The organism is Ottowia caeni (assembly GCF_050821495.1).
GTDB classification, from domain to species: Bacteria; Pseudomonadota; Gammaproteobacteria; order Burkholderiales; family Burkholderiaceae_C; genus Ottowia; species Ottowia caeni.
In genome coordinates this window covers 1,436,017-1,457,485 of sequence record NZ_CP151080.1, presented here as the reverse complement: position 1 = coordinate 1,457,485, position 21,469 = coordinate 1,436,017, and the positions used below count along the sequence as shown (strand labels likewise).

General features: G+C 59.2%; 20 protein-coding genes and 1 pseudogene. 6 read left to right on the top strand and 15 right to left on the bottom strand.

The window, feature by feature from the left end:
* Window positions 1-20: 20 nt before the first annotated feature.
* The 4 genes from AAAK34_RS07125 to AAAK34_RS07110 form a co-directional block, all read right to left on the bottom strand.
* A complete protein-coding gene (locus AAAK34_RS07125) occupies window positions 21-1,529 on the bottom strand; it encodes a CHASE domain-containing protein (RefSeq protein WP_431777884.1) in 1,509 nt (502 codons plus the stop codon).
* A gap of 35 nt (window positions 1,530-1,564) precedes the next feature.
* Window positions 1,565-3,412 carry a sensor domain-containing diguanylate cyclase gene (locus AAAK34_RS07120; protein WP_431777883.1) on the bottom strand — a complete coding sequence of 616 codons (1,848 nt, stop codon included), beginning with the start codon at window positions 3,410-3,412 and terminating at the stop codon, window positions 1,565-1,567.
* Window positions 3,384-3,533 carry a hypothetical protein gene (locus AAAK34_RS07115; protein WP_431777882.1) on the bottom strand — a complete coding sequence of 50 codons (150 nt, stop codon included), beginning with the start codon at window positions 3,531-3,533 and terminating at the stop codon, window positions 3,384-3,386. Before AAAK34_RS07115 ends, AAAK34_RS07120 begins: the two co-directional genes overlap by 29 nt.
* A gap of 119 nt (window positions 3,534-3,652) precedes the next feature.
* Complete coding sequence (locus tag AAAK34_RS07110; RefSeq protein WP_231693418.1) at window positions 3,653-4,048, bottom strand: hypothetical protein; 396 nt, start codon at window positions 4,046-4,048, stop codon at window positions 3,653-3,655.
* Window positions 4,049-4,320: 272 nt separating this feature from the next.
* Here AAAK34_RS07110 and AAAK34_RS07105 point away from each other — a divergent pair, with 272 nt between their 5' ends.
* The gene (locus AAAK34_RS07105; RefSeq protein ID WP_231693419.1) at window positions 4,321-5,145 is read left to right on the top strand and encodes a metallophosphoesterase; all 825 of its coding nucleotides are present in this window, start codon (window positions 4,321-4,323) and stop codon (window positions 5,143-5,145) included.
* A gap of 11 nt (window positions 5,146-5,156) precedes the next feature.
* On the opposite strand, the gene AAAK34_RS07100 is transcribed toward AAAK34_RS07105, so the two are convergent.
* The 4 genes from AAAK34_RS07100 to AAAK34_RS07085 form a co-directional block, all read right to left on the bottom strand.
* Entirely contained in the window at window positions 5,157-5,858 is a 702-nt protein-coding gene (locus tag AAAK34_RS07100) for a class I SAM-dependent methyltransferase (protein ID WP_431777881.1), read from the bottom strand.
* A gap of 108 nt (window positions 5,859-5,966) precedes the next feature.
* Window positions 5,967-6,998, bottom strand: coding sequence for a TRAP transporter substrate-binding protein (locus AAAK34_RS07095; RefSeq protein WP_231693421.1), 1,032 nt, complete (start codon window positions 6,996-6,998; stop codon window positions 5,967-5,969).
* A 193-nt stretch (window positions 6,999-7,191) separates the two neighbouring features.
* Window positions 7,192-8,514 (bottom strand): TRAP transporter large permease, encoded by a 1,323-nt coding sequence (locus tag AAAK34_RS07090; RefSeq protein ID WP_231693422.1) that lies wholly within the window; start codon window positions 8,512-8,514, stop codon window positions 7,192-7,194.
* Window positions 8,511-9,032, bottom strand: coding sequence for a TRAP transporter small permease (locus AAAK34_RS07085; protein WP_231693423.1), 522 nt, complete (start codon window positions 9,030-9,032; stop codon window positions 8,511-8,513). Before AAAK34_RS07085 ends, AAAK34_RS07090 begins: the two co-directional genes overlap by 4 nt.
* 217 nt (window positions 9,033-9,249) lie before the next feature.
* On the opposite strand from AAAK34_RS07085, the gene AAAK34_RS07080 reads away from it, so the two are divergent.
* Both AAAK34_RS07080 and chrA read left to right on the top strand, forming a co-directional pair.
* Complete coding sequence (locus tag AAAK34_RS07080; protein ID WP_231693424.1) at window positions 9,250-10,770, top strand: CYTH and CHAD domain-containing protein; 1,521 nt, start codon at window positions 9,250-9,252, stop codon at window positions 10,768-10,770.
* 3 nt (window positions 10,771-10,773) lie between these two features.
* Window positions 10,774-11,993: pseudogene (chrA, locus tag AAAK34_RS07075) on the top strand (chromate efflux transporter).
* 12 nt (window positions 11,994-12,005) lie between these two features.
* Here the strand turns inward: chrA and AAAK34_RS07070 are convergent.
* On the bottom strand, window positions 12,006-12,554 hold the full coding sequence (locus tag AAAK34_RS07070) for an OmpA family protein (RefSeq protein WP_431777880.1): 549 nt from the start codon (window positions 12,552-12,554) through the stop codon (window positions 12,006-12,008).
* A gap of 488 nt (window positions 12,555-13,042) precedes the next feature.
* Between AAAK34_RS07070 and AAAK34_RS07065 the strand changes: the two genes are divergently transcribed.
* The 3 genes from AAAK34_RS07065 to pdxH all read left to right on the top strand — a co-directional run bounded on the left by AAAK34_RS07065 (window position 13,043) and on the right by pdxH (window position 15,552).
* The gene (locus AAAK34_RS07065; protein WP_231693797.1) at window positions 13,043-13,609 is read left to right on the top strand and encodes a gamma-glutamylcyclotransferase; all 567 of its coding nucleotides are present in this window, start codon (window positions 13,043-13,045) and stop codon (window positions 13,607-13,609) included.
* Window positions 13,610-13,849: 240 nt separating this feature from the next.
* Complete coding sequence (locus tag AAAK34_RS07060) at window positions 13,850-14,071, top strand: hypothetical protein (protein ID WP_231693427.1); 222 nt, start codon at window positions 13,850-13,852, stop codon at window positions 14,069-14,071.
* 845 nt (window positions 14,072-14,916) lie between these two features.
* Window positions 14,917-15,552: a pyridoxamine 5'-phosphate oxidase gene (gene pdxH / locus AAAK34_RS07055; RefSeq protein ID WP_231693428.1), complete on the top strand. Its 636-nt coding sequence runs from the start codon at window positions 14,917-14,919 to the stop codon at window positions 15,550-15,552.
* A gap of 38 nt (window positions 15,553-15,590) precedes the next feature.
* Here pdxH and AAAK34_RS07050 read toward each other — a convergent pair whose 3' ends face one another.
* From AAAK34_RS07050 to AAAK34_RS07025, 6 genes are all read right to left on the bottom strand, one after another.
* Window positions 15,591-15,812, bottom strand: a complete 222-nt coding sequence (locus AAAK34_RS07050; RefSeq protein WP_431777879.1) for a hypothetical protein — start codon at window positions 15,810-15,812, stop codon at window positions 15,591-15,593.
* Complete coding sequence (locus AAAK34_RS07045) at window positions 15,809-16,642, bottom strand: hypothetical protein (protein ID WP_431777878.1); 834 nt, start codon at window positions 16,640-16,642, stop codon at window positions 15,809-15,811. Before AAAK34_RS07045 ends, AAAK34_RS07050 begins: the two co-directional genes overlap by 4 nt.
* A complete protein-coding gene (locus AAAK34_RS07040; protein ID WP_431777877.1) occupies window positions 16,609-17,232 on the bottom strand; it encodes a hypothetical protein in 624 nt (207 codons plus the stop codon). Before AAAK34_RS07040 ends, AAAK34_RS07045 begins: the two co-directional genes overlap by 34 nt.
* A 106-nt stretch (window positions 17,233-17,338) precedes the next feature.
* The gene (locus AAAK34_RS07035) at window positions 17,339-18,016 is read right to left on the bottom strand and encodes a response regulator transcription factor (protein WP_231693430.1); all 678 of its coding nucleotides are present in this window, start codon (window positions 18,014-18,016) and stop codon (window positions 17,339-17,341) included.
* Complete coding sequence (locus AAAK34_RS07030; protein ID WP_231693431.1) at window positions 17,994-20,342, bottom strand: ATP-binding protein; 2,349 nt, start codon at window positions 20,340-20,342, stop codon at window positions 17,994-17,996. The genes AAAK34_RS07035 and AAAK34_RS07030 overlap by 23 nt, the downstream gene beginning before the upstream one ends.
* The gene (locus AAAK34_RS07025; RefSeq protein ID WP_431777876.1) at window positions 20,342-21,439 is read right to left on the bottom strand and encodes an ABC transporter substrate-binding protein; all 1,098 of its coding nucleotides are present in this window, start codon (window positions 21,437-21,439) and stop codon (window positions 20,342-20,344) included. The genes AAAK34_RS07030 and AAAK34_RS07025 overlap by 1 nt, the downstream gene beginning before the upstream one ends.
* Window positions 21,440-21,469: the final 30 nt, after the last annotated feature.

Below are 21,469 nucleotides of genomic sequence, written 5' to 3'. Positions count from 1 at the left end.
ACTTCGGTTGGGTTGCCCGGTCAAGTGATCAAAAAAGCGAGCTCACGCACCTTCTCTTCAGCAGCGCGCCGCGCGGTGATGTCGCGCGCAAGCATCACGAAACGTGACGGTGCGCCCACTTCAATAGACTTTCGGGCAACGGAAAGTTCGTACCACCGACGCTCTCCTCGAACCCGCACTTCTACTAGCTGACCTGAGGACGTGCCATCACGATGAGCCGCCTCGATAGCCTTCATGCAGACTTCTGCCGCCTCGACCGGCAAGACCTCGAATACACTTTTCCCGACCACCTCATGCTTTGGGAAGGCAAGGAATCGGTCGGTAGCGGTACGTAATGCAAGAAAACGACCCTCTGCATTGAACTCGAACAACAGATCGGGCACGGCGTTCAGGGTTCCTTCGAGGTCTGAGGAGATCGCCCTTAATTCGGCATTCATACCGACTGCAAGCTGCTGCGCTCTGTCCCGGGATGTCATCAGCAACCAGACAATGAAGCCAGCCGCCAAACTGAGCAGGATACCCAACGAGGCTAGCCAATGATGCACGCGGTCCGTGTGACCGCTCTGGTAAGACGCAGTCGGCGTCACGGTATAGGTCCAGCGCCGTCCTCCATAATCAAACGCGCCTCTTGCCTCATGTGGGTTGGCGCCTACGGAGTGGAAAGGCTCTGAACGGTCATCCAGCATGCCAAAGAGAAAGCCGCTTTCCGCCTCGCGCTCACCATCGAAAACCTGCAGACGCAGACCCGGGTGAAGCCCTGGTCCATGCGACTCCAGGACGTCTTTTAGCCGAAAACGTGCAGCAGCCCAGCCCACGAAACTCCGATGAGACGGCACACCGGTGTCGCCCACTGCATCGCTTTTGTAAATGGGCTGATACATGACAAAGGCGGAATCCGAATCATCCTCGCCCACACCATACTCGGCCAAGCTGATGCGGCCGGACAGACTACCGCCAGCACGGTCACGCGCGCGTAACGCAGCTTCCCGTGTCGCCGGTATCGTCAGAATGTCGCGCCCCCGGAGCCTGGTGTTCCCGGCAGTTGGTGGCTCGATGAAGAGCACGGGGGCGTAAGCATCACGCTGCCCGGATGGTCGCAACTTGAAAAGCTCAGTGCTGATTTCTTGCTCAACTCTGCTGGAGAAGCGTCCCAGATGGTCGGCCGTCACATACGGCACGAAAGCCACACTAAGAACATCAGGAGCGCTCGATTCGATTCGGAGGGACGCGACGTAATCGTGAAACTCACTGGCATTTATGGCGTCCGAGCCTTCTACAAATCCCTTCACCCCTCGCAACATAAGTTCAATGGTCTGAAGCCGCTGCTTCATGTGCGCTGCGATGGCTTCTGCAGTGTGCTCAATCTGATGCGAAGTGTCCCGATTAACCTGATCAGCCCGCGAAAACCAGTAGCTAGCCGGCAGAATCGATAACACCAACGCTGTCAGCACTGAAAACAAGGCGGCGCGCAGGCGAAAAGGGCCGATGCGAGAAAAGAACGCCACTCCAGCGCTAGAAAGTGGAGACATTGATGCTCGCTTGATATTGCCGCGGTACCAAGTCATCAGGAAATCGCACCCCGACTTCCCGCCATGACCGCCCGATTCCGCCCGCTGGACTTGGCCGTGTAGAGCGCTGAATCAGCGAGTTCCACGAGATACTCGGGAGCATAGTCATTCGTGGGTACTAAAACAGCGACCCCGATGCTGACCGTCACAAAGGGAACCACCGATGAATGTTCGTTAGGAATTCGCATGGCCTCAATCGCCTGTACGACTTGAGTGGCCGTATGAAACGCGCCGGCTTCGTCGGTATCGCTCAGCAGCGCCACAAATTCCTCGCCACCGTAACGTGCGACAAGGTCCCTAGGTCTTTTGAAGCGAGATCTCAACTCGTGGGCAATTGATTTCAGGCACTCGTCACCTTGCTGATGCCCGTAGGTGTCGTTATAAATCTTGAAGTGATCGACATCGATCATGAGGGCAGCAAGCCGCTTGCCCTCTCTCAGGCACGCTCGCCACTCCGAAACAAGGACTTCGTCAAAGTACCGTCGGTTGTAGACGTCCGTTAGACCATCGTGGAACGCCATCTCCTGCAATTGCATCCTTTGTTCTTCGAGATGCTTATTGATACGCTGGATCTCCCGCTTGCGCTCCTGCTCTGCCGTGACGTCGCGCCCACTCAGAAATATTTGATCGCCAGACTGCAACGCGCGCCACTCGACCTCGAGATAGTGCCCCTCTGCATGGCGAATACGTGTAACCAGGCCGGCTGCAGGTGCTCCATCAACGAGTTTTTGAAAATAATCTTCAGTTTTGGATTTATCTTCAGGATGAAGTATGAGCCCCACCGCTTGCCCCACAAAAAAATCAGCCGGGTACCCTAGTGTGGCAGACCATGCTTCGTTAACCCTTTTATATTTTCCTTCGTCGCTCAGTATGGCAAAAAGATCAACATTCAATGAAAAAAATCGGCGCAAGGCATCGTCCCGCTCTTCAATGTCTTTTCTTGCCCGCCAAGCGGAACGCGCCGCATCCATTCGAATGGATTGATTCAACGCGAGCGACCCAGCGCCACCCAGAAGCATAAACAAAAAAATCAGGAGAAAGTTCTGCCTTAAATCATTCGATGACCTGAATATCTCCATCGGATCACGACTGACCGCAAGTACAAGAGGTACTGCCAATTTCACATCCGGCAAGATAATGGTTCTAATGACAGCCAATCGTTCTTGCCCAGTACTGGTGGAAATTCCCTTCATGACATTCTGCCTTTCGCCACTCGCCATGTGCTTGGCGAAAAGAGAATCAGGTCGGTTGAGCTGAAGTCCGGCCTGGCCCTCTCTGTCTGGTTCCATCATGAACTGAATACCGCTGCCATGTGCAATGGAAACCCACATATCCTTGGCATAGAGTGTCGAATTCAAAAGCGTTCTGTACTGCTGAGCTTCGAGCCCTGCCACTACAATTCCATTGAATTCACCGTTGGCTCCCACTATCGCACGCGACACACTCATTGTGTAATCACCACTTATGGCAACGAGTGGTTCACTGATGAACAGCAGATCAGACGAAGCGCTTTCATTGAAAGCCTTGAAGTAGGGTCGATCAGATAGGCTCCGCCCCAGGTACTGCCTCCAACTGGAGGTTGCCGCACGCATGACCCCCTCTTTATCAGCATAGAACAGAATGTCGACGCCCAACATAGCCTCGGTGACCGAGTCAAAGTAATTATTAGCCTCGACCAACCCATCCGAGGATTTTTTCCATTGACTGAATCGTGCAATAAAACCCAGTAGTGCATTGTTAATGGATTCGAGCTGTTCAATGGCATTTCGCTCGATGATGGTGGCGGTCGTGGTCAAACGCTCCTTTTCTCGCTCTTCAACGTTGTCGCGATCGATCTTCCACATCCAGCCCATGACAATGGCGATTCCCAGCAGCGCCAGTGACCGTCACCACCCACTCGAGCACGAAGCGGCGGCACATGCCTCGCAGGTCGAATGGGGAAAGCTTGGGCAAGGCGTTGTTCACAGATCCATACTCCTCTTACATCTTCAGTGTAATGAAGCTCGGGTCATGTGTCCCCCCTCCAGGCCGCAAGTTGCGCCCCACGTGAGCACTCCCTCACACAAGCTGCTTTTTCGCCACATCTACGGGGCGCGCTGACTCCGCACAAAAAGAGTCACCAGCGTCTGCGGACCCACTTGGCGACTGCGGTGGCCGTGAACCTGCGGGTCAAACGTCGCACCTGCCGGCAGGATGTCGTTGGAGTAAAAGTATTCTCCGGGCCCGAAGAGGCGAGTGCTGCCGTCCTGAAGACCGATCTCCATGCTGCCCTGAAGCACCACCAGCCATTGCGGTGTGGTGGTGCAATGAAAATCACTCTTGAAACCCACAGGACTGCAGCGCCACTGCACGCCCCCAGACTCAGCCAGTGCTGAAAGACGCGCTGCCGGCGAGCCTTCGGACAGCGGCAACTCCTCATCGCGCCAGCGGGCTCGGCCATCAGTATCGGTATAGAGCACGGGTTGGGTGAGCGTGGACATGCGGGCCTTCCTTTTACAAATCATGGCGGTGAACCTGGATTTTGCTTCACCTCCCGACAGATGCTTGGTGCGGAAGATCGCATCTGGATGCACCTATTTTTGTGAAGGAATTCTCAATCCGAGCATCACGATGCTGTCTTGGCGACACAAAATGGAGTCGCTGTAGGTAAATTGACGATGCTGCCTGCTTTTGCAGGTGAATACATACCTCGTTTTCCTGCCTTGACTACCCAACCAATCACGGCCTGCTCCGGTGCGTACTACTGCCTTCAATGCTGATCGCCCACGTTACTGATCCGCACCTTGGGCTGGACACTACGGTGCTACCGGGGCACCCCGGCCCTGCAACGGCTTTGCGCCGCGCGCTGGCGCATGTGCGCCAGATAGACCCGATGCCTGACGTGCTGCTACTGACCGGTGATTTGACCGAAGCCGGGAAGGCGCGCGACTACGAAGCGCTTAAATGCATGCTGCAGGAAGAGTTGCCGGCGCCTTCGGCGGGTGGGCCTTTGGTTCTTGCGGTTCCTGGCAATCACGACTCACCATCCGTGGCCAGACAGATTCTGAGCGAATTGATGCCCGTGGCAGCCGATGCACCCGAGGGCCGCACGTGCCTTCATATGAAGCACGGGTTGATGCACTTCATTGGGCTGGATACCGTGGTGCCCGGCCAATCTTACGGCCTTCTGGATGACATGCAGCTCGATTGGCTCGAGGCACAACTGAAAGCTTGCATGGCCCAGCCCACGGTCATTTTTATGCACCACCCGCCGATTGTTTCCGGCATTGAAGCCATGGATTCCTGCGGACTGCTGCGTGACCGAGCCAGGCTGGGCCGCCTGGTGGCTGCTCACGGCGACGTGCAACTGATTGCCGCAGGCCACCTGCATCGCCCGTTGGTCGGTTCCCTGGGCGGCGCGCCTGTGATGGTCGCGCCCTCCTCTTCTCACCAAATCGATTTGAATCTACTGCCCGGTGCCCCGTTGGCCTGTCGACTGGAGCCACCCGTGGTTGGCCTGTATCGACACACGCCAGGAGAAGGCATCGCCTGCCACTTCAGTTACGTGGATCAGTTTTCAGGCCCCTTTCCGATCTGACATGGATGAAGTCAGAGTTTCCCTAGCCGCACATTGAGGGGCCAGCGAACCTCTCGGTACTGCAACGAATTGCCCCACAACTCAATCAAGTCGGCGGCGAAGCTCTGCGAAATGTCCTCGCGCCCAGCTTCACACGCGCGGTGTACCGCAGACCAGGTGGAGATGTAGCCGAGCAGTTCCTCCAGATTCCAAGACTTGCGAATTTCCAGGCAGGGGGTGGACTGCTCCGCAAAAGGAAACGGCAGGTTGGCGTAGCCGGAATCGACAAACTTGCGCTCCTCAGGCCAGTAGGGGCCGATTTCGTCCCGATAGAAGCGGCTGAACCGGGGCTCCAGATGCTCATCAAGATGCATGACGCCGTAGCTGACCAGCGCCAGCATTCCATGCGGGACGCATACGCGACGCACTTCTTCATAAAAACGCGGAAGATCGAACCAATGAGCGGCTTGCGCGGCTGCCATGAGTTGCGCGCAGTGATCCGCCACAGGTAGCTGCTCCGCAGCAGCGCGAAGGTACTCCACACGCGGATGCTCCGTCGCGTTGGCGATTTGCTCGGCGCTGGGATCAACTCCCAGCACTGAATCGAAATGTTTGGCCAGTTGAGTCGTCAACTGGCCATTGCCACAACCCACGTCTACCGCCTGCGTGGTTCCTGGTGCCAGCGATGCAAGAAACTGCGCCAGCTCTGGCGGATATTCAGGGCGAAAACGCAAGTATGCATTGCCCCCTGATCAAACCAGTTCCGGGAACCACGAGTCGCCCGCGGCATGGGTGCACCTCCCTCTGCAGATGAAGGGCGCTGGCACCCTTCTTCAAACTGGTTACTTGGGCTCGTACTTTTTGAGCAGTGCCTTAGCCTCCTCAATCAGCTTCTTGCCGTCGCCGCCTTTGGCCGCAACGTCTTTCAGCCAGATGTCGTCCACCCCAGCTGTGGCCTTTTCCCAGCGAGCCAGTTCTTCCTTGGAAATGACGGAGATGGTGTTGCCGCGGTCTCGCGCCATTTTCGAATAGGGTTCGACGATGTTGTCAAAGCCTTCTTCGCCCGCCCAGGCTGAAGCAGCCAAGCCGGAGTTATCGTCGATCACCTTCTTGAGTTTCGGGCTCAGACTGTCGTACTTGCCCTGGTTCATGCCGAAAATGAAAATGGTGTTGGCAAAACGCGGCGACCCTTTTGGCGCGTCCAAGTGGTATTTGACGATCTCATGCAGCTTGGTGGCTGGAATGGCCTCCCAAGGCACGAGCACACCATCGACCACCCCTTTGGACAAGGCATCGGCCACCTGCGGCAGAGGCATTTGAACAGGGGTGCCACCCATGGCAGCCATCATGCGGGCGCTGATCCGCGTGGCGGTACGCACTTTCTTGCCCTTCATATCTTCCAGGGTATGAATAGGCTTGCTGGAGTGCATGACATAGCCCTCCGTCGTGTGCATGAACAATGGCTTAATGCCCTTGAACTCGTCGAGCGCGTTCTTCTGTGTGTACTCCCACAAGGCTTGCGAGCCCTGTTTCGCGCTGACCGCCATGAAGGGCAGCTCGAATACTTCGGTCTTGGTGTAACGCCCTGCCGAATAAGTGGGTACGGACCACACAATGTCTGCGACGCCATCGCGCACCTGATCCAGCAATTGAGGCGGGGTACCACCCAATTGCATGGCCGGATAAATTTGGCATTTCAGCTCACCGCCAGACTCCTTCTCAATCTTGGCGCACCATGGCGCGATGATTTTCTGATGCGAACTGGAGCCCGAGGGCAGGAAGTGATGAACCTTGAGGACGGTCTGCGCCGAAATGCCGCCAGCCGTGAATGCCAGCGCGGCAGCCAGGCCGATTTTGCTGAACATGGAACCCATAACACTGTCTCCTTGAAAAAACCAGACCTAGGGATGTCCTGCATAACCCTCGCGAGTCGGTGGTAGTACGGATCGGGATGAGGCGCAAGGCGTCTTTTTGCAGCCAATAGCCCAGCTATTGGCAAGAAAAGCAACGCAGCGGATCGCCCGAGGCCGTGCTGCCACCGACCGCAGGGAGTTATGCAGGGCATCCCTAGTTCAACAAACGCACCAACCATAGCGTGATGCCGGGGAAAAGGATCAAGAGCGCCAGGCGGATGAAATCCCATGTCAGGAATACCATCACGCCCTTGTAGGTTTCGATCATGGGAACGTCCTTGGCAAGTCCGTTCATGATGTAGACGTTCAGCCCCACCGGAGGAAAAATCATGCCGATGGCGCACACGGTGAGAATGAGGATGCCGAACCACAACGCCTTCTCAGAGGCTTCGAGGCCAAAGAAATCAAGCCCCATGATGACCGGAAATATGACAGGCACCGTGAGCAGGATCATGGACATCTCGTCCATGACGCACCCCAGGATCACGTAAAACAGCATAATCACAGCCATGACCACGACCGGCGCAATGTTCGCGTGCGCGATGGTGTCCGCCAGCTGATTGGGCAATTGCGAAAGCGCCAATGATGCATTGATCATGTCAGCGCCAATGAAGATCATGAAGATCATGCCGCTGGTCACTGCTGCAGTGCGGATCGATTCGACAGCCTTCGCAAGCGTGAGCTGCCCCTTGATCAGCGAGATGACGAAGGTGAGCGTGGAGCCAATGGCAGCCCCTTCTGTGGGGGTGAAAATGCCCCCGTAGATACCGCCGAACACGGCCACGAAGATCAGGGCGATAGGCCACACGCCGCTTGCGGCTTGCATGACTTCAGCACCCGACGCAGCCCGCGCTTCGGGGGCATGCTGGGGCTTGATACGCACATAAATGGCAATCGCCAGGATGTACCCCACGGCGGCCAGAATAGCGGGCACGTAGGCTGCGAGAAACGTTTTGGTAATGTTTTGCTCGGTCAGAATGGCGTAGACCATCAACGTTACCGAGGGCGGCAACAGCACGCCCATGGTGCCCCCGGTGGCCAGGGCCGCCGTAGCCAGGCGGCCTGAGTAGTGGATGCGGCGCATCTCCGGGTAGGCCACCTGCGCAATGGTGGCCGTGGTGGCCACGGTGGAGCCAGAAATGGCGCCGAAAGCCGCGCAGGCCAGAATGCCCGCCATGGCCATGCCCCCCTTGAATCGGCCCAGCAAGGCGTTGGCAAAATCAAACAATGCCTTGGAGAGTCCGCCGTTGACGGCGAACGCTCCCATCAGCATGAAAAGGGGAATGACCGAGAGGTCATACACCGACACCCGCCCGTAGACCGCACCGCGCAAATGCGCCATGAGCGGGTCCCACCCGGACAGCGCGATATAGCCCGCGGCGCCAGGAACGAACATGGCCACGGCAATGGGCACCCGAATCGCCATAAGGAGGAGCATGGCAACGAAAAGCGAGATACCGATCATTGAGGGGCTCATGCCGCGTCTCCTTCAAAGTCTTCAGGAGGCGTGGTCCAGTAGATGAATGCCTGGTACAAGCCCACCAGCGTACAAAGTACCAGGCCCGGAACCATCAGCATGTAGGGGATCCACAGTGGCAAGTTCATCAACATGGAGGCTTCTTCATTTTCCTGACTCATACGGCCGCCCGCGAAAACCCGCCAGGCGATCAGCGCTGTCATGCAGGAGTAGAGAAATGCCCCCAGGCCATCCATCCAGCGCTGCTTGCGCAGAGATGCCTTGGTGGTGAAGAAGTCAACAATGATGTTGGCACTTCTGAACTGGGTGTAAGGTAGAAAAGTAGCCACGCAAACCGCCAGGCCCAGTTGCACAAGCTCCACGTCTCCCAAGATCGGAGAAGCGAAAAAAGTGCGTCCTATGACGCTTACGACGGTCATGGCCGCCATGCAAATCAACACCAAACCACCGATGATGGCGCAGATGTCGCACAGTACATGCAACAAACGGCCGATCGGTCCTTCTTGACCACGTTTCATTCAGAGCCTCGCTCAACGTCCCACACTCGGCGATTAGAGCCATGCTCGGATTAGGAAATAAGCCGCAAAAACCGTCAAGCCGGTATTTACCCACATCTGTCATGAGGCCACAACGGATCTGGCCCAGAATAGACAGACGTATGACGCTTATTCAAAGTATGCTGCGCCCGATTAAAGTGGTGGCAAAGGCTGCGTACATGGCCCAGAAAGGCGGCACATGACTTACAACAAAGAGGCACACGCCAAGGACAAGGCGCCAGCCGAGATTGAGCTGAAGCTCGCCTTACCCTGGGCAGATCATCGTCTCATTTCCGCTCAGGTGTCCGAGATACCGCCATTGAACGGCATTGTTTCGGAGCAACAGCACCTGCGCAACATCTATTTCGACACGCCAGAGCAATACCTGCGCCAGCAGCGCGCGGCCTTGCGACTGCGTAGCGTACGCCAAGGTAAAAAGCGCACGCACTGGAGGCAGACCTTCAAAACTGCTGGCAGCGGAGCTTCTGGCCTGAGTCAGCGGGGCGAATGGGAGTCCACGGTGAGCAGGGGCGAGTTGGACCCCAACGCACTGGAGGGCACGCCATGGCATGCCATCGAAGGTCACGAGCAGTTGTTCACACAGTTGACACCCTGCTTTGAAACGATCAGTACCCGCACGTTGTGGCAAGTGAGCGCCGGTGATGATGGCCTGATTGAAGTCGCTCTTGATGTGGGCAGCGTCCAGGCAGGGGGCCGTACTCTGCCAATTTGCGAACTGGAGCTTGAGTTGGTTCATGGCCCTGTGGATTCACTCTTTGTGCTGGCCGGGCAGATCGCGGCCCACGTGGCGGTGCTGCCGACAGAAACCAGCAAAGCCGAGCGCGGCTGGCGCCTGCTGGACGACAGTTCGGCCACGGCTTTGCGAGCGCGCCCGCCCGACCTGGACCCCCACCTGCCAGCCGAGCGAGCCGCCCAGACGGTGCTCGGCGAAATGCTGAGCCAGTTCACTGAGAACCTTGCACGGTTTGTTCAGTTCGATGACGCAGAATTGGTGCATCAGGCGCGCGTGGGCTGGCGCCGATGGAATAGCGGACTATGGCTGTTCAAGCCCCTGTTGAAGGATATACCCGTACCCGACACCACCGGCCTGGCTCCGCTTCGGCGTGCTCTGGGGCGCTTGCGCGATCTGGACGTTGCCGCGCTTGAAACACTGCCACCATGGAAAGAGCCTTTCATATCCGGCAACGCGGACCGAGAGGCGCAATGGCACAGCCTGGAAAAGACACTCACCGCCGAGCGTCAGGTTCTTCGCAGCGCCTTGTGCGAGATACTGTCCACTCCCGAAACGGGTGCCGCTCTGCTGGGCATTGGCCGGTGGCTACACGCCCTGCCCCAATACGAGACCAAATCCGAAGACATAGGGCCTTGGGCCGAGAAGCGAACTGGCCGCCTGCACACACGCTTGAAAAATGAAATAAAAGTGACCAAAGAAGCCAAGGATCGTGGCGATGAGGATGCCCTGGAACAGGAGCACCGCACCCGGCTACTGGCGAAGCGTTCACGCTATTGTCTGGAAGCGATGCAGTCTCTCCTGCCCAATGCACGCACACGCCGCTGGATAGAAAAGGCGACGGAGGTTCAAACGCAGATCGGCGCCGCACGTGACCTGATGCTGATCACCTTCATGCTTGAACCTTTGGGCGCAGACCGCGCCATTCTCGGATTCCTTCGCGGTGTCGCTGCTGCGCGGATGGCATAAAAGATGTTTCCTGGTTCTCCAAGCGCCTCTAAACATAAGGCGAGCGCAGCCGGCACACCTGGCGAAGTTTTCTGGGCCTTCCTTAAACTGGGCCTGACCTCTTTCGGCGGCCCGATCGCACACCTTGGGTATTTTCGATCCGAGTTCGTCGAGCGGCGGCGGTGGCTGGATGACCGCAGCTATTCCGATCTGGTCGCTCTCTGCCAGTTTCTACCCGGCCCTTCCAGTAGCCAGGTGGGCATGGCGTTGGGGTTGGGCCGCGCGGGCTGGCCAGGACTGCTGCTGGCTTGGGCGGGCTTTACTCTGCCCTCGGCGATCGCGCTGATCCTGTTTGCTCTGGGCGTCGCGCACTACCAGGAACTGGCCCATTCTGGCTGGGTGCATGGGCTGAAGGTGGTAGCGGTGGCCATCGTGGCGCAGGCGGTTTGGGGCATGGCCAAGTCGCTCTGCCCCGATCGTCCGCGTGCCGGCCTGGCAATTGTGGCAGCGCTGCTGACTCTGCTGCTGCCGTCGGCCACAGGGCAGGTTGCCGCAATCGTCTTGTCAGGCCTGCTAGGCTTCTGGGGACTGAAGATTGCGCAGCCCGGCGGTGGCCATGCCCACACTTACCCCGTGTCGCGCAAGGCCGGTGTCTGCGCGCTTTTGCTTTTGCACTGCCGCTCGCTGGTTTGCCGCTGTGGGCTGCTGCCACCGCCTCGTCGACCGTGGCCCTGCTTGAAGGCGTTTACCGCGCGGGGGCACTGGTTTTTGGCGGGGGCCATGTCGTGCTGCCGCTGCTGCAGACAACGGTCGTGCCTGGCGGACTTGTGAGCAACGCCGATTTTCTGGCCGGCTACGGTGCGGCGCAAGCCGTGCCCGGGCCGCTTTTTACGTTCGCAGCGTATTTGGGAGGTGTGGCCAACGGACCGCTGCAGGGCTGGCTTGGCGGCATGGTGTTGCTCGCAGTTATTTTTCTGCCGGCTTTTCTGGTGCTTGTTGGTGCCCTTCCATTTTGGGAAAGCTTGCGTCACCGCGCCGGAATACAGACGGCCATGTCAGGCATCAATGCCGGAGTGGTCGGCATCCTGATGTCAGCGCTTTATGACCCTGTGTGGACCAGCGCGATTCACAGCAGAACCGACTTCGGTCTGGCGTTGGTTGCGTTCGGGATGCTGACCGTAGGCCGGGTGCCACCTGCGCTGGTGGTTCTAATGGCCGGCTTGGCGGGCTGGATACTGCACTGAAAACGACGCGGCTTATTGCAGACTCACCTCCACCCGGGGCCCTTCAGGGCTGTCGTCTTTGCCGACGGCAATAGCTTCGGGTGAACGCAATTGAAGTTTATCCTCGCCAATACCGAGTGAAATCAAGGCATCGCGCACGGCCATGGCGCGTTGCTGGGCAAGCGCCTGGGTTTGCGCGGCTTCGCCGGAATCATCATGAAAACTGCTGACAACTGCGGATTGGCCAGCCGCCACGCCCTTGACGATGGCGCCCAAGGCTTCGCGGGCGCCTTGGGCCAGTTCCGACTTGCCGACAGCAAAGAAGAACTTGACTATGCCGTTTTCCAACCGAACGCTGGGCGCATCTGTGGTCATGCCCGCGGTGCTGGCCGCGCCACCGCGCAAGATGGCATTGCTGCGGTCGGGCACGGTCAGCATGGTGGCCCCTGCTGCCGCATTCGGCAATGAGTTTTGCGGTACATCGCGGCTTATGCTCAGGCCGACGGCCACGCCGACTGCCAGCAAAATAACACTGATCACGGCACCCCATGTCAAGGCGCGGGTGTTGTCTTGAGAATTCATTGATGATTTTCCCTGAGAGCCTATAGATAAGCTGGGTGAAGGATGCGCAAATAGATGCAGATACACGTCTGCTTCACGCACACCGATGACGGACAAGTCATTGACGCAACTTGGGCCTTGCGCCTTGAGTCTCAGTGCCATGCGCTGGACCGACAGACCAAGCCTGCACCGAACTGCACCGAAAGCCAACTCTAAGAACGTGCTTACGATCTAGTGTCCTGAGTTGTAAGTTCGTTGAAGACACAAATCTGCCGAAATCGGTGTCAGGCAAGGAACAAAACGCAGTGATACCAAGTGGTATCGCGAGGCTTTGTGACGCAGCATGGCGGCGATTGTCGGTCGATTTGTTCAACGAATTTGCAATTCAGGACACTAGGCGCCTATTCAAGGAATTATAAAGTTGAGCCATGCACACGCTTGAAAAGCACCCCACCGGATCCCCCGACCCCTATCAGCACCTCTGCGTGCCGGGCCGAGACCCGGGCAAAATGCTTGAAGTCGTTCGGCAGCAGTGGCGCAAGAGGGGCGCAGGGGAAGATCTTTGGGTGTTCGGATATGCATCACTCATTTGGCGACCTGATTTTGATCATACCGAGCGGCATTCCACGCACGTGCATGGCTGGCACCGCGCCCTGGCCATGTGGAGCCGGGTGAATCGGGGTACACCTGAGTTGCCCGGGCTGGTGTTTGCGCTGTTGGCAGGGGGCAGTTGCAGAGGTGTGGTTTACCGCGTGCCGCACCGCCATGCGAATGAGGTACTCGACGTGCTGTGGGCGCGGGAAATGCCCACCGCAGTCTATGACGCACGGTGGCTCACCTGCAGCACGCCGAATGGGCCCGTGCCGGCGCTGGCCTTCACGCTGTCACGTCGGAGCCCCTCTTTCACCGGGGAACTGCCGCCTGAAGAGTACCGACGCATCTTCAGGCAAGCGCGGGGACGATACGGGAGCACGCTGGATTACGCACGCCAGACGGCCGAGAGCCTGCGCGAGCATGGCATACAGGATCGCTCGCTCATCCGGTTGCTCGGTCACGCGGCGCCGGACGAATCGTGACAGCCGAGACACAGCAGGAGGACAGAAAACTGCTCAAGCAGCGACAGGCCAGCGGGTTGAACATGAGGCCAGAGCGTAGCATGCAGTTGCAGCGATGCAGGCGCGCAACGGCCAGCGCCGTTGCGGTGGCGTCCTACATGCGCCGGCCCTGCGCATCTCTAGAATCTGCCTGGCACAGGCGGGGAAACCGGGGTCGCTACTGCGCCTTTGTCCAACAGCCCCGGATTTGGGAGATATGCCATGAATGCACTACGTCTGACCGGAGTGATCTTGATCGTGTTGGGGCTAGCCGGGTTTTTTACCGGCGGTTTCAGCTTCACCAAAGAAACAACGCAGGCCAAATTGGGCCCGCTGGAACTTACCGTGAAAGACAAGGAAACCGTAAATGTGCCCCAGTGGCTGAGCCTGGGCGCCATCGCGCTGGGTGCCGTGGTGCTGGTGCTGGGTTTTCGCAAGAATTGAGTTGCTTGGGCAGGCAGCGTGAATAGGCGGTGCGCGCTGCCTGCCGTCTGCCGTCTGCCGTTTGCCAGCGGCTGATCGGCCCCCTGGGCCCCAACGTCAGTGGCGCTGGAGGCTCATGAGAAACAAAACTTTGAAAGCCCGAAACGGCCTCCATCATCCCTGCCTTTGTAGGAGCGGCTTCAGAGTGTGTCGCAAAACGGCCTCGTTCTTCTTCCCTCTCCCTCCGGGAGAGGGTCAGGGTGAGGGCAGCGGCGCATGATCTGAGACTGTCTTTGGGCGCGCTCCCTCACCCCAACCCTCTCCCGAAAGGAGAGGGGGCAATCGCCACTGCTGCACTAACCACTTTAACGACAGCCTCTGAAGCCGCGATTGGTTTCCTTCCGAGCACAAGACGCCAGTGATGACGGTGACCCTTCGCGGCTGAAGAGGGTGTCGCAAAACGGCCTCGTTCTTCTCCCCTCTCCCTCCGGGAGAGGGCCAGGGTGAGGGCAGCGGCGCATGATCTGAGACTGTCTTTGGGCGCGCTCCCTCACCCCAACCCTCTCCCGAAAGGAGAGGGGGCAATCGCCACTGCTGCACCAACCACTTTAACGACAGCCTCTGAAGCCGCTCCTACAAGCAAACCCTCTTTGTTTCTCCTCAAAACGCCGGGCGCCGAAAGGTGCCTGGGAAGCTCTGTAGCCGTGAAATCATGAGAGCCTGCGGGATCGTGGCATACAGGATCGCTCGCTCATCCGGTTGCTCGATCGTGCGGCGCCGGACGAATCGGGACAGCCGAGACACAGCAGCAGGGTGGCGATTGGACAGTGAGTGGACAGCGAGGCGGGGCTGAATATACTGCTCACATGAGCGACATTGCACACCTGCGCAAGAGTTACGAGCGCGCCGAACTTTCCGAAGATGCTTCCCACTCAGACCCGCTGCGCCAGTTTGCACGGTGGTTCGACGAGGCACGCCAGAGCGAAATTCTCGAACCCAACGCCATGACAGTGGCAACCGTGGGTAGCGACCTGCGTCCCAGCACGCGCATTGTGCTAATCAAGGATTTCGACGAGCGCGGCATCGTCTGGTACACCAACTACGACAGCCGCAAAGGGCGCGAACTGGCCGGCAACCCTTACGCAGCCCTGCAGTTCCATTGGGTCGAGCTGGAGCGCGTGGTCCGCATTGAAGGGCTGGTGGAAAGAGTAAGCGACTCCGAAAGCGATGCTTACTTTGCCAGCCGCCCACTGGACAGCCGCATAGGCGCCTGGGCCAGCCCACAAAGCCAGGTCATTGAAGACCGCACCGTGCTGGTGACTCGCGCCGCCAAGTTTGGCGCCAAGTTCCTGTTGAATCCGCCACGTCCACCACACTGGGGCGGTTTCAGGCTGGTACCCGAACGCTGGGAGTTCTGGCAGGGCCGAAAGAGCAGGCTACACGATCGGCTGAGCTACCGCCAAGGTAGTGGCGGCTGGGTCCGGGAGCGTCTGGCCCCCTGAAGAGGCCTCGATACCCGCACCCGCGCCGGATCCCGGACTCACAAACCCAGCTTGGCCTTCATTGCATTCCACGCAACCGCGTTCAAGCGATCTGTTCCGGACAGGCGCGAGTTGAAGTCGGCCTTAAGCTCGTGCGCACGGTACACCCACTGAGAGTCGGGATTGTTGGCTTCCCAGCGAATCTGCGTATAGACCACGTTGAAGTTGATGGCCGGCGTGGGCGGTTGGCCCGTGAAACGCAACAAGCGCTCGCCATTCACGATGCCGATGCTGTAGCCCCCGTGGTCGATGCTGCACAGTTGGAAACAACTGTTTGCTCAGGGTTCAGGTCGCACTCGTAGTACTGCGCCACCCCTTGGGTTGGACTGGCAGGAGCAAATGAGACCCGCAGATTTCTCGAAGCGCTGGTGGTCACTGCCAGACTCAAGGTGTTGCCGCCGGCGGGCGCTGCAGCTCCTGAAGTAGGGAATGCAGCGATGACTGCTTCGAGCGTTCGCCGACTCGCTGGCTGAGCACGGGTGAAGAAGTTGTCTATCTGGACCTCTGGCGCCAGCACCACGCTGCTGCCCAGACGTTCCTCGGACCCAGTCGGAAAAGCGGTACTACCGAGGGCTGCCGCCGGGTCGGTCACGTTGAAGGTCGCGGATCGGGTCGAGACGAATCCGGCCATATCCTGCCCTGCAATATCCACCCCGAGGCTCCAGCCGATTTGTACGCGCGAACCGCACACCAGCGCCCGATTGGGGTTACCCACCGTGATTTCAACGGCTTCAGCGGGACCACACCATTTCCACCCGTCCGGAGACAGCATGGCCCAGCGATGCAGCGCGTTGGGATCATTGCCAATTGGCCGATTCACCCCACCAGTCTTACCTACCCGGGTATCAAGGAGCGTCGCCCCTCCCGTTCCTGCGGCCTTGGCCTGAGTTTCCAGCGTCTGCACATAGAAATTACCGGCATCCTGGTAGAACAGATTGTTCAGCAAAGTGTCGGCACTGACAGCGCCATTGTGGTCGCCCACTTCCAGCGGCGCGCCGGTGCGCAACATGGTGGAGATCAGTGCGGCAGCTGTGCGTGCGTTGTCGCGCACTTGAGCATCGTCCCAGGGGGATCGTCCTGGTACCCGTCGATCTTGGCAGGATCAATAGCCAGTTGCAGTGCCACGTTGGCACGAGCGGCGGCCTCGGTCATGCCTGCAGCCACGCCCGCCTCCACGAGGGTCGTCAGCGGATTGATGGCACCGCCGGAACCAGCCGACCGCTTGAGCACGTAGTCGGTTGTCGTGGCGGCAACGGCGGGGTTGTAGGAGTCAATGGCTGTCGTGGACGCGGCTGGATCACCGGTCTTGACGGGTGCGATGAGGCGTGACGAAGCCGCGTTCGGAACAGCAGTCGGGTCGTAGCTTACGGTGTACTTTCCATCGGCATCTGTGGCAGCAGAGGCGGGTTCGCCGCTGTCGCAAGCGTCATTTGAATTCAGGTCAAGACACACAACGACGTTCTTGAGTGTGCCGTTGCGGGCAACTTCGCCGCTGAGCGAGACAGACGGGGGCGGAGCCGGGGGTGGCGGAGGCGGAGCTGGAGGGTCGCTGCTGTCATCGCCTCCGCCGCAGGCTGCGAGCGACAGGGCAGCCGTCAGCGCGAAGGCATGTAGCAGAGTTCTTTTGCCGGGGGTTCTCATCCCTTGTCTCCTTGATGTTTGCAATTCAGATTTGGGTACTAGCAACACTAAATGAAGCACACCCCCGGCACATCACCCAATTGGGTGATGCCGCCCCGCGAAAACCTCAAAAAACTGTGGACTGAGGTTTAGGAGGAACTTCTTCAAGCACCAGGCCCATACGATTCGCAGCGACGATGGCCTGCGTTCGGGTGGTGACAGCCAGCGCACGCAACACTGCACTGACATGGGTTTTTGCCGTGTTATGGGTAAGCCCGAGTTCGCGTGCAATCAGCTTCATCGGCTTGCCCTCCAGGATCAATCGCAGCACCTGGGTCTGACGCGGTGTGAGCCCCAGTTCAGCGGTTGTAGTGCGTGATCTGCTGGGCATCTGCAACGGCGAGGCAATGTCCGCCAAGCTGAGCGGGGGCACATAGATGCCATGCCCCAGAACGATACGCAGTGCGTCAAACATCTGCCCTGATGAGGAAGACTTGGGAATGAAACCCATCGCTCCGAGCTGGATCGAGCGCAGCACGGTGACCTGATCCTCCTGCGACGACATCATGACGATCGGCACGCCTGGGTGCTGAGCGCGCATGGCCTCCAGAGCCTCCAGGCCGCTGGTGCCAGGCAGGAAAAAGTCAAGCAAAATCAAGTCGATGTCCACGCCACCTTCCATGGCAGCCAGCGCCTCGTCAACATTCGACGCATGCCAGACCTGCACCGCCGGATCAAGCTCCTTGAGCAGCAGCGCGACGCCGTCCCGAAACAGCGCGTGATCATCGATCAGCAGGATCCTCATCTTTGTAGTCTGAATCGTTTCCCTGAAATTCACCTCCCCCGATTGGGTGAGCTGCGAGCACGGCCTCAATGGCCTCCAGAAGCCGATCAGCGCCTACAGGTTTGTGCAACAGCGGCAGGCCGGCGTCTGCAACTCTCCTCAAATCTGAGGCAGCTGTATCGCCTGTGATGATGATTGCGGGCACCGCCTGGCCGATGCGCGCGCGCATCCATTGAACCGCGGCCAACCCGTCGCGGCGTTGGCGCAATCGGTAATCGCACAGAATCAGATCGGGGTTGCGCAGATGCTCTTCGAGTAGCTCCATGCACTGCTCTGCCGATGCAGCAGCAATTGCGTGCGCCCCCCAGCTGTGGCAGAGAGCCAGCATGGCCTGGCGGGTGTCGCCCTCGTCATCGATCACGACGATAAACGCGCCCGTGACACGCAGCCGACCGGCGAGAGCCTCCGAGCGAGGCGGCATCAAGGGCGGCGCCCGTGCATCGGATAAAGGCAACCGGATCGAAAAACAGGTTCCGCGACCGCACTCCGAGCGGAGTGTGAACGGATGCCCCAACAACTCAAGTGTCCGCTTGACAATGGCCAGGCCCAGTCCAAGCCCTTTGCTGCGGTCGCGCTCAGGATTGTCGATCTGGAAGAATTCGTCGAAAACATGCGGCAAGTGCGATGGAGCAATACCAATACCGGTATCCCAAACCTGCAGCTCCACCGCTCCCGAGCGACGCCGGCATCCGACGAGTATCTTCCCACGCTCTGTGTAGCGGATCGCATTCGACACCAGATTGTTGAGAACCCTCTCCAGCAAGGCGGCGTCGGTTCGAACAGTACAACCTGAGGGCACGACAATGAGCCTAAGCCGCTTGCGCGCGGCTTCCGGCGCGTAGTTGAACTCTACCCGGCGCAGCAACTCCGACAGCGCATGGTCGCCCGGAACCGACGTGGAAATACCGGCATCCAGCTTGGAAATATCGAGAAGGCTGTTGAATAGCGCGTCCATCGCCGAGACCGAGGCCTGAATGCTCGCGACCAGCTTGCCCACCTCCGGTGTCACAACCTGCCGGCGCAACACGCCCACCAAGAGGTTGAGGGTGTGCATCGGCTGGCGCAAATCATGACTGGCGGCAGCCAGGAAACGAGTCTTGGCCTGGCTCGACCTTTCGGCCTCCTCCCGCTTGGCAAGCAACTCCGCGTTGACTCCGACGAGATCCTGTGTGCGCTCAGCCACCCGTGTCTCCAGCAGACGATAGGAGTCACTTAAACGCTCTGCCATCTGGTTGAAGCGCTCAGCAAGATGGCCCAACTCGTCACTACGCACAAGCTTGATCCGGTGATCAAGCCGGCCCTCACCGATGCTGTCGGCGCCTTCAGCCAACTGCCGGATCGGCCGCACCACCCGACGGGCCATCACCACGCCTAGGGCCGAACCAGCCAATACAGCGAGAACGAGTATCAGTAGTGTGGTGGCCAACGCTCGGCGGACGGGAGCAAACGCCTCGTCGCGCGGTTGCTCGGTGATCAGCCACCAGCCCGTGCCACTCAGCTCTGCGGCGCGAGCAACGAGCGGACGGCCTGCGGGTGTATCAAGCGCCAGCAATGCTCCGGGTTCGACCGCTTCATCGGCTGAAGTTACCGAGACAGAGGCCAGCACCGGACGGCGGGAGCTACCATCAGCGCGCCGCAAAACCTCATTGAGATCCGGATGTGCCAGCAAATTACCCCTGCGATCAAGGATGTAGGTGTAGCCTTCGCTGCCAAATCTGGCCCCCTCCACAATCTCATTCAGTGGTGCCAGATCGACTTGAGCGGCAAGCACGCCACTCTGCGGACGCCGCCCCCGCTGCGCCATGATCACGCGGGGCCGGTTGACAACATAAAGAACCTCCCCGATCCACAGCTCGCTGGCACGAGCATTGACAAACTCCGGCGCCTGACTAAGGTCATCGCCAGAACCCAGTCGATCCGCACCTAAGCGCGAGGCGCGCACGCGCTCTCGGCCATGCTGGTCGATCCAGTAGAGCTCCTGAATCGCGTGCGACTGCTTCATCAACCGATAAAGCTCAAGTTGCAGATCACCATCTGCGTCGCCGAGGTGATTGGAGTCCAGCAGCGACAGGCTGGCGCGCAGAAGCGCTTCAACCTCTCCAACGAAGCCGTCAACCTGAGATGAGACCTTGGTCGCTCCCAGGGCCTGCTGTGCATCGACCGCCACCCTGGTCTCACGCAAAATCAGCCAGATCAGTGCAGATCCGCTGGCTACCAGCACCACCGCGACCAGCAGGGCAACCCATACCGCATAAGTCAGCCACAAGCGGTGTCGGGGCGGCTCCATCAGGGGGCACTCCCTGCGCCGACTTTCACCGTCGGTTGACCTGCTACAGATTTGTTCAAGCGTTCCGCACGAGCGATTAACGCGGCTGGAAGACTCACGCCTAGTCGCTCTGCCGTTGCCAGATTGATGCTGAGACCTGCTTCGTACAACTCTTCTGCAGGCAGCCCAGCCACCGGACTGCCGCGCAACACCCGATCGACATAGCGGGCCCCACGACCGCACACGTTGATGCGTCCGATGACCCCGTAGCTCAAAAGCCCACCGTACCTTTCAGAGAACCAGGAGTGGTGTGAAATAGCCGGCATTCGCAGCCGAAGCGCATGACGGGCATGCTCGGCAAGCAGCGGAGGAGAGTCTGGCCGGATCATCACGGCATCCACTTTCAGGCGCGCCAACTCTTCCCAGGCACCTGCTATGCCTGCCTCCCCGGAAAAGTGCACTCGGTGGAGTTCGGCGCCTACCTTCCTGACCATATCGGGGATGGGCCCCAGAAGACCCTCTCCCCTGTGCGAGGGATTGCCGTGGTTTTCAATCATTCCAACGCGGCGCGCCTGCGGAAATGCCTGCAACAGCACCTCCATCGGCTTGATCGCGTGCTGCCCGCTCAGGCTCAACGTGACGCCCGTGACATTGGCCAGCGGCCGCGCATGTTCATCCACAACACGGCGAAGATTGGAAGCGCCCAGGACAACAATCGGCAAGCTCTGAGTTGCCTTCATCAGCGCCTCCGCCGGGGCAACCTCCGTGGTCAGCAGCACATCCGGTTTGCGTGCAACCAGCGCCTGCGCCATGGAAGCCAGCCTTGATGGATCGTGCCCCGCGTCGTTCCATTCGATCGTGAGCTGTTGGTCAAGAGACCAGCCGGCAGCCTCCAATGCCGAGCGCAGCTCTGCCATACACGTTCTTTCCGAATCACTGGGACCATTGCCCAGATAGGCGACAAGCCGGGGACCGCCGGGGACTTGGGCCGATGCACTGCGATTGGGCGTTGCAGCAGAAGCTGACTGAGCGTGCAAGGGCCGACTCAGCACCAGCGAGACAGCAAAGACCAGCGCCACAATGACGCACGGCAAATGGCGCGAACGAGTTGCAAGCATGGTTGACCCGGGGCGAAACAGCGTTTATCG

Bases quoted from the DNA above. Each gene is read 5' to 3' on its own strand.
- AAAK34_RS07030 (WP_231693431.1), bottom strand. From the start codon at position 20,342: ATGGAGCCGCCCCGACACCGCTTGTGGCTGACTTATGCGGTATGGGTT.
- AAAK34_RS07035 (WP_231693430.1), bottom strand. From the start codon at position 18,016: ATGAGGATCCTGCTGATCGATGATCACGCGCTGTTTCGGGACGGCGTC.
- AAAK34_RS07095 (WP_231693421.1), bottom strand. From the start codon at position 6,998: ATGGGTTCCATGTTCAGCAAAATCGGCCTGGCTGCCGCGCTGGCATTC.
- AAAK34_RS07110 (WP_231693418.1), bottom strand. From the start codon at position 4,048: ATGTCCACGCTCACCCAACCCGTGCTCTATACCGATACTGATGGCCGA.
- AAAK34_RS07125 (WP_431777884.1), bottom strand. From the start codon at position 1,529: ATGTCTCCACTTTCTAGCGCTGGAGTGGCGTTCTTTTCTCGCATCGGC.
- AAAK34_RS07105 (WP_231693419.1), top strand. From the start codon at position 4,321: ATGCTGATCGCCCACGTTACTGATCCGCACCTTGGGCTGGACACTACG.
- AAAK34_RS07070 (WP_431777880.1), bottom strand. From the start codon at position 12,554: ATGAATTCTCAAGACAACACCCGCGCCTTGACATGGGGTGCCGTGATC.
- AAAK34_RS07085 (WP_231693423.1), bottom strand. From the start codon at position 9,032: ATGAAACGTGGTCAAGAAGGACCGATCGGCCGTTTGTTGCATGTACTG.
- pdxH (WP_231693428.1), top strand. From the start codon at position 14,917: ATGAGCGACATTGCACACCTGCGCAAGAGTTACGAGCGCGCCGAACTT.
- AAAK34_RS07090 (WP_231693422.1), bottom strand. From the start codon at position 8,514: ATGAGCCCCTCAATGATCGGTATCTCGCTTTTCGTTGCCATGCTCCTC.
- AAAK34_RS07040 (WP_431777877.1), bottom strand. From the start codon at position 17,232: ATGAGAACCCCCGGCAAAAGAACTCTGCTACATGCCTTCGCGCTGACG.
- AAAK34_RS07025 (WP_431777876.1), bottom strand. From the start codon at position 21,439: ATGCTTGCAACTCGTTCGCGCCATTTGCCGTGCGTCATTGTGGCGCTG.
- AAAK34_RS07065 (WP_231693797.1), top strand. From the start codon at position 13,043: ATGCTTGAAGTCGTTCGGCAGCAGTGGCGCAAGAGGGGCGCAGGGGAA.
- AAAK34_RS07060 (WP_231693427.1), top strand. From the start codon at position 13,850: ATGAATGCACTACGTCTGACCGGAGTGATCTTGATCGTGTTGGGGCTA.
- AAAK34_RS07120 (WP_431777883.1), bottom strand. From the start codon at position 3,412: ATGTGGAAGATCGATCGCGACAACGTTGAAGAGCGAGAAAAGGAGCGT.
- AAAK34_RS07080 (WP_231693424.1), top strand. From the start codon at position 9,250: ATGACTTACAACAAAGAGGCACACGCCAAGGACAAGGCGCCAGCCGAG.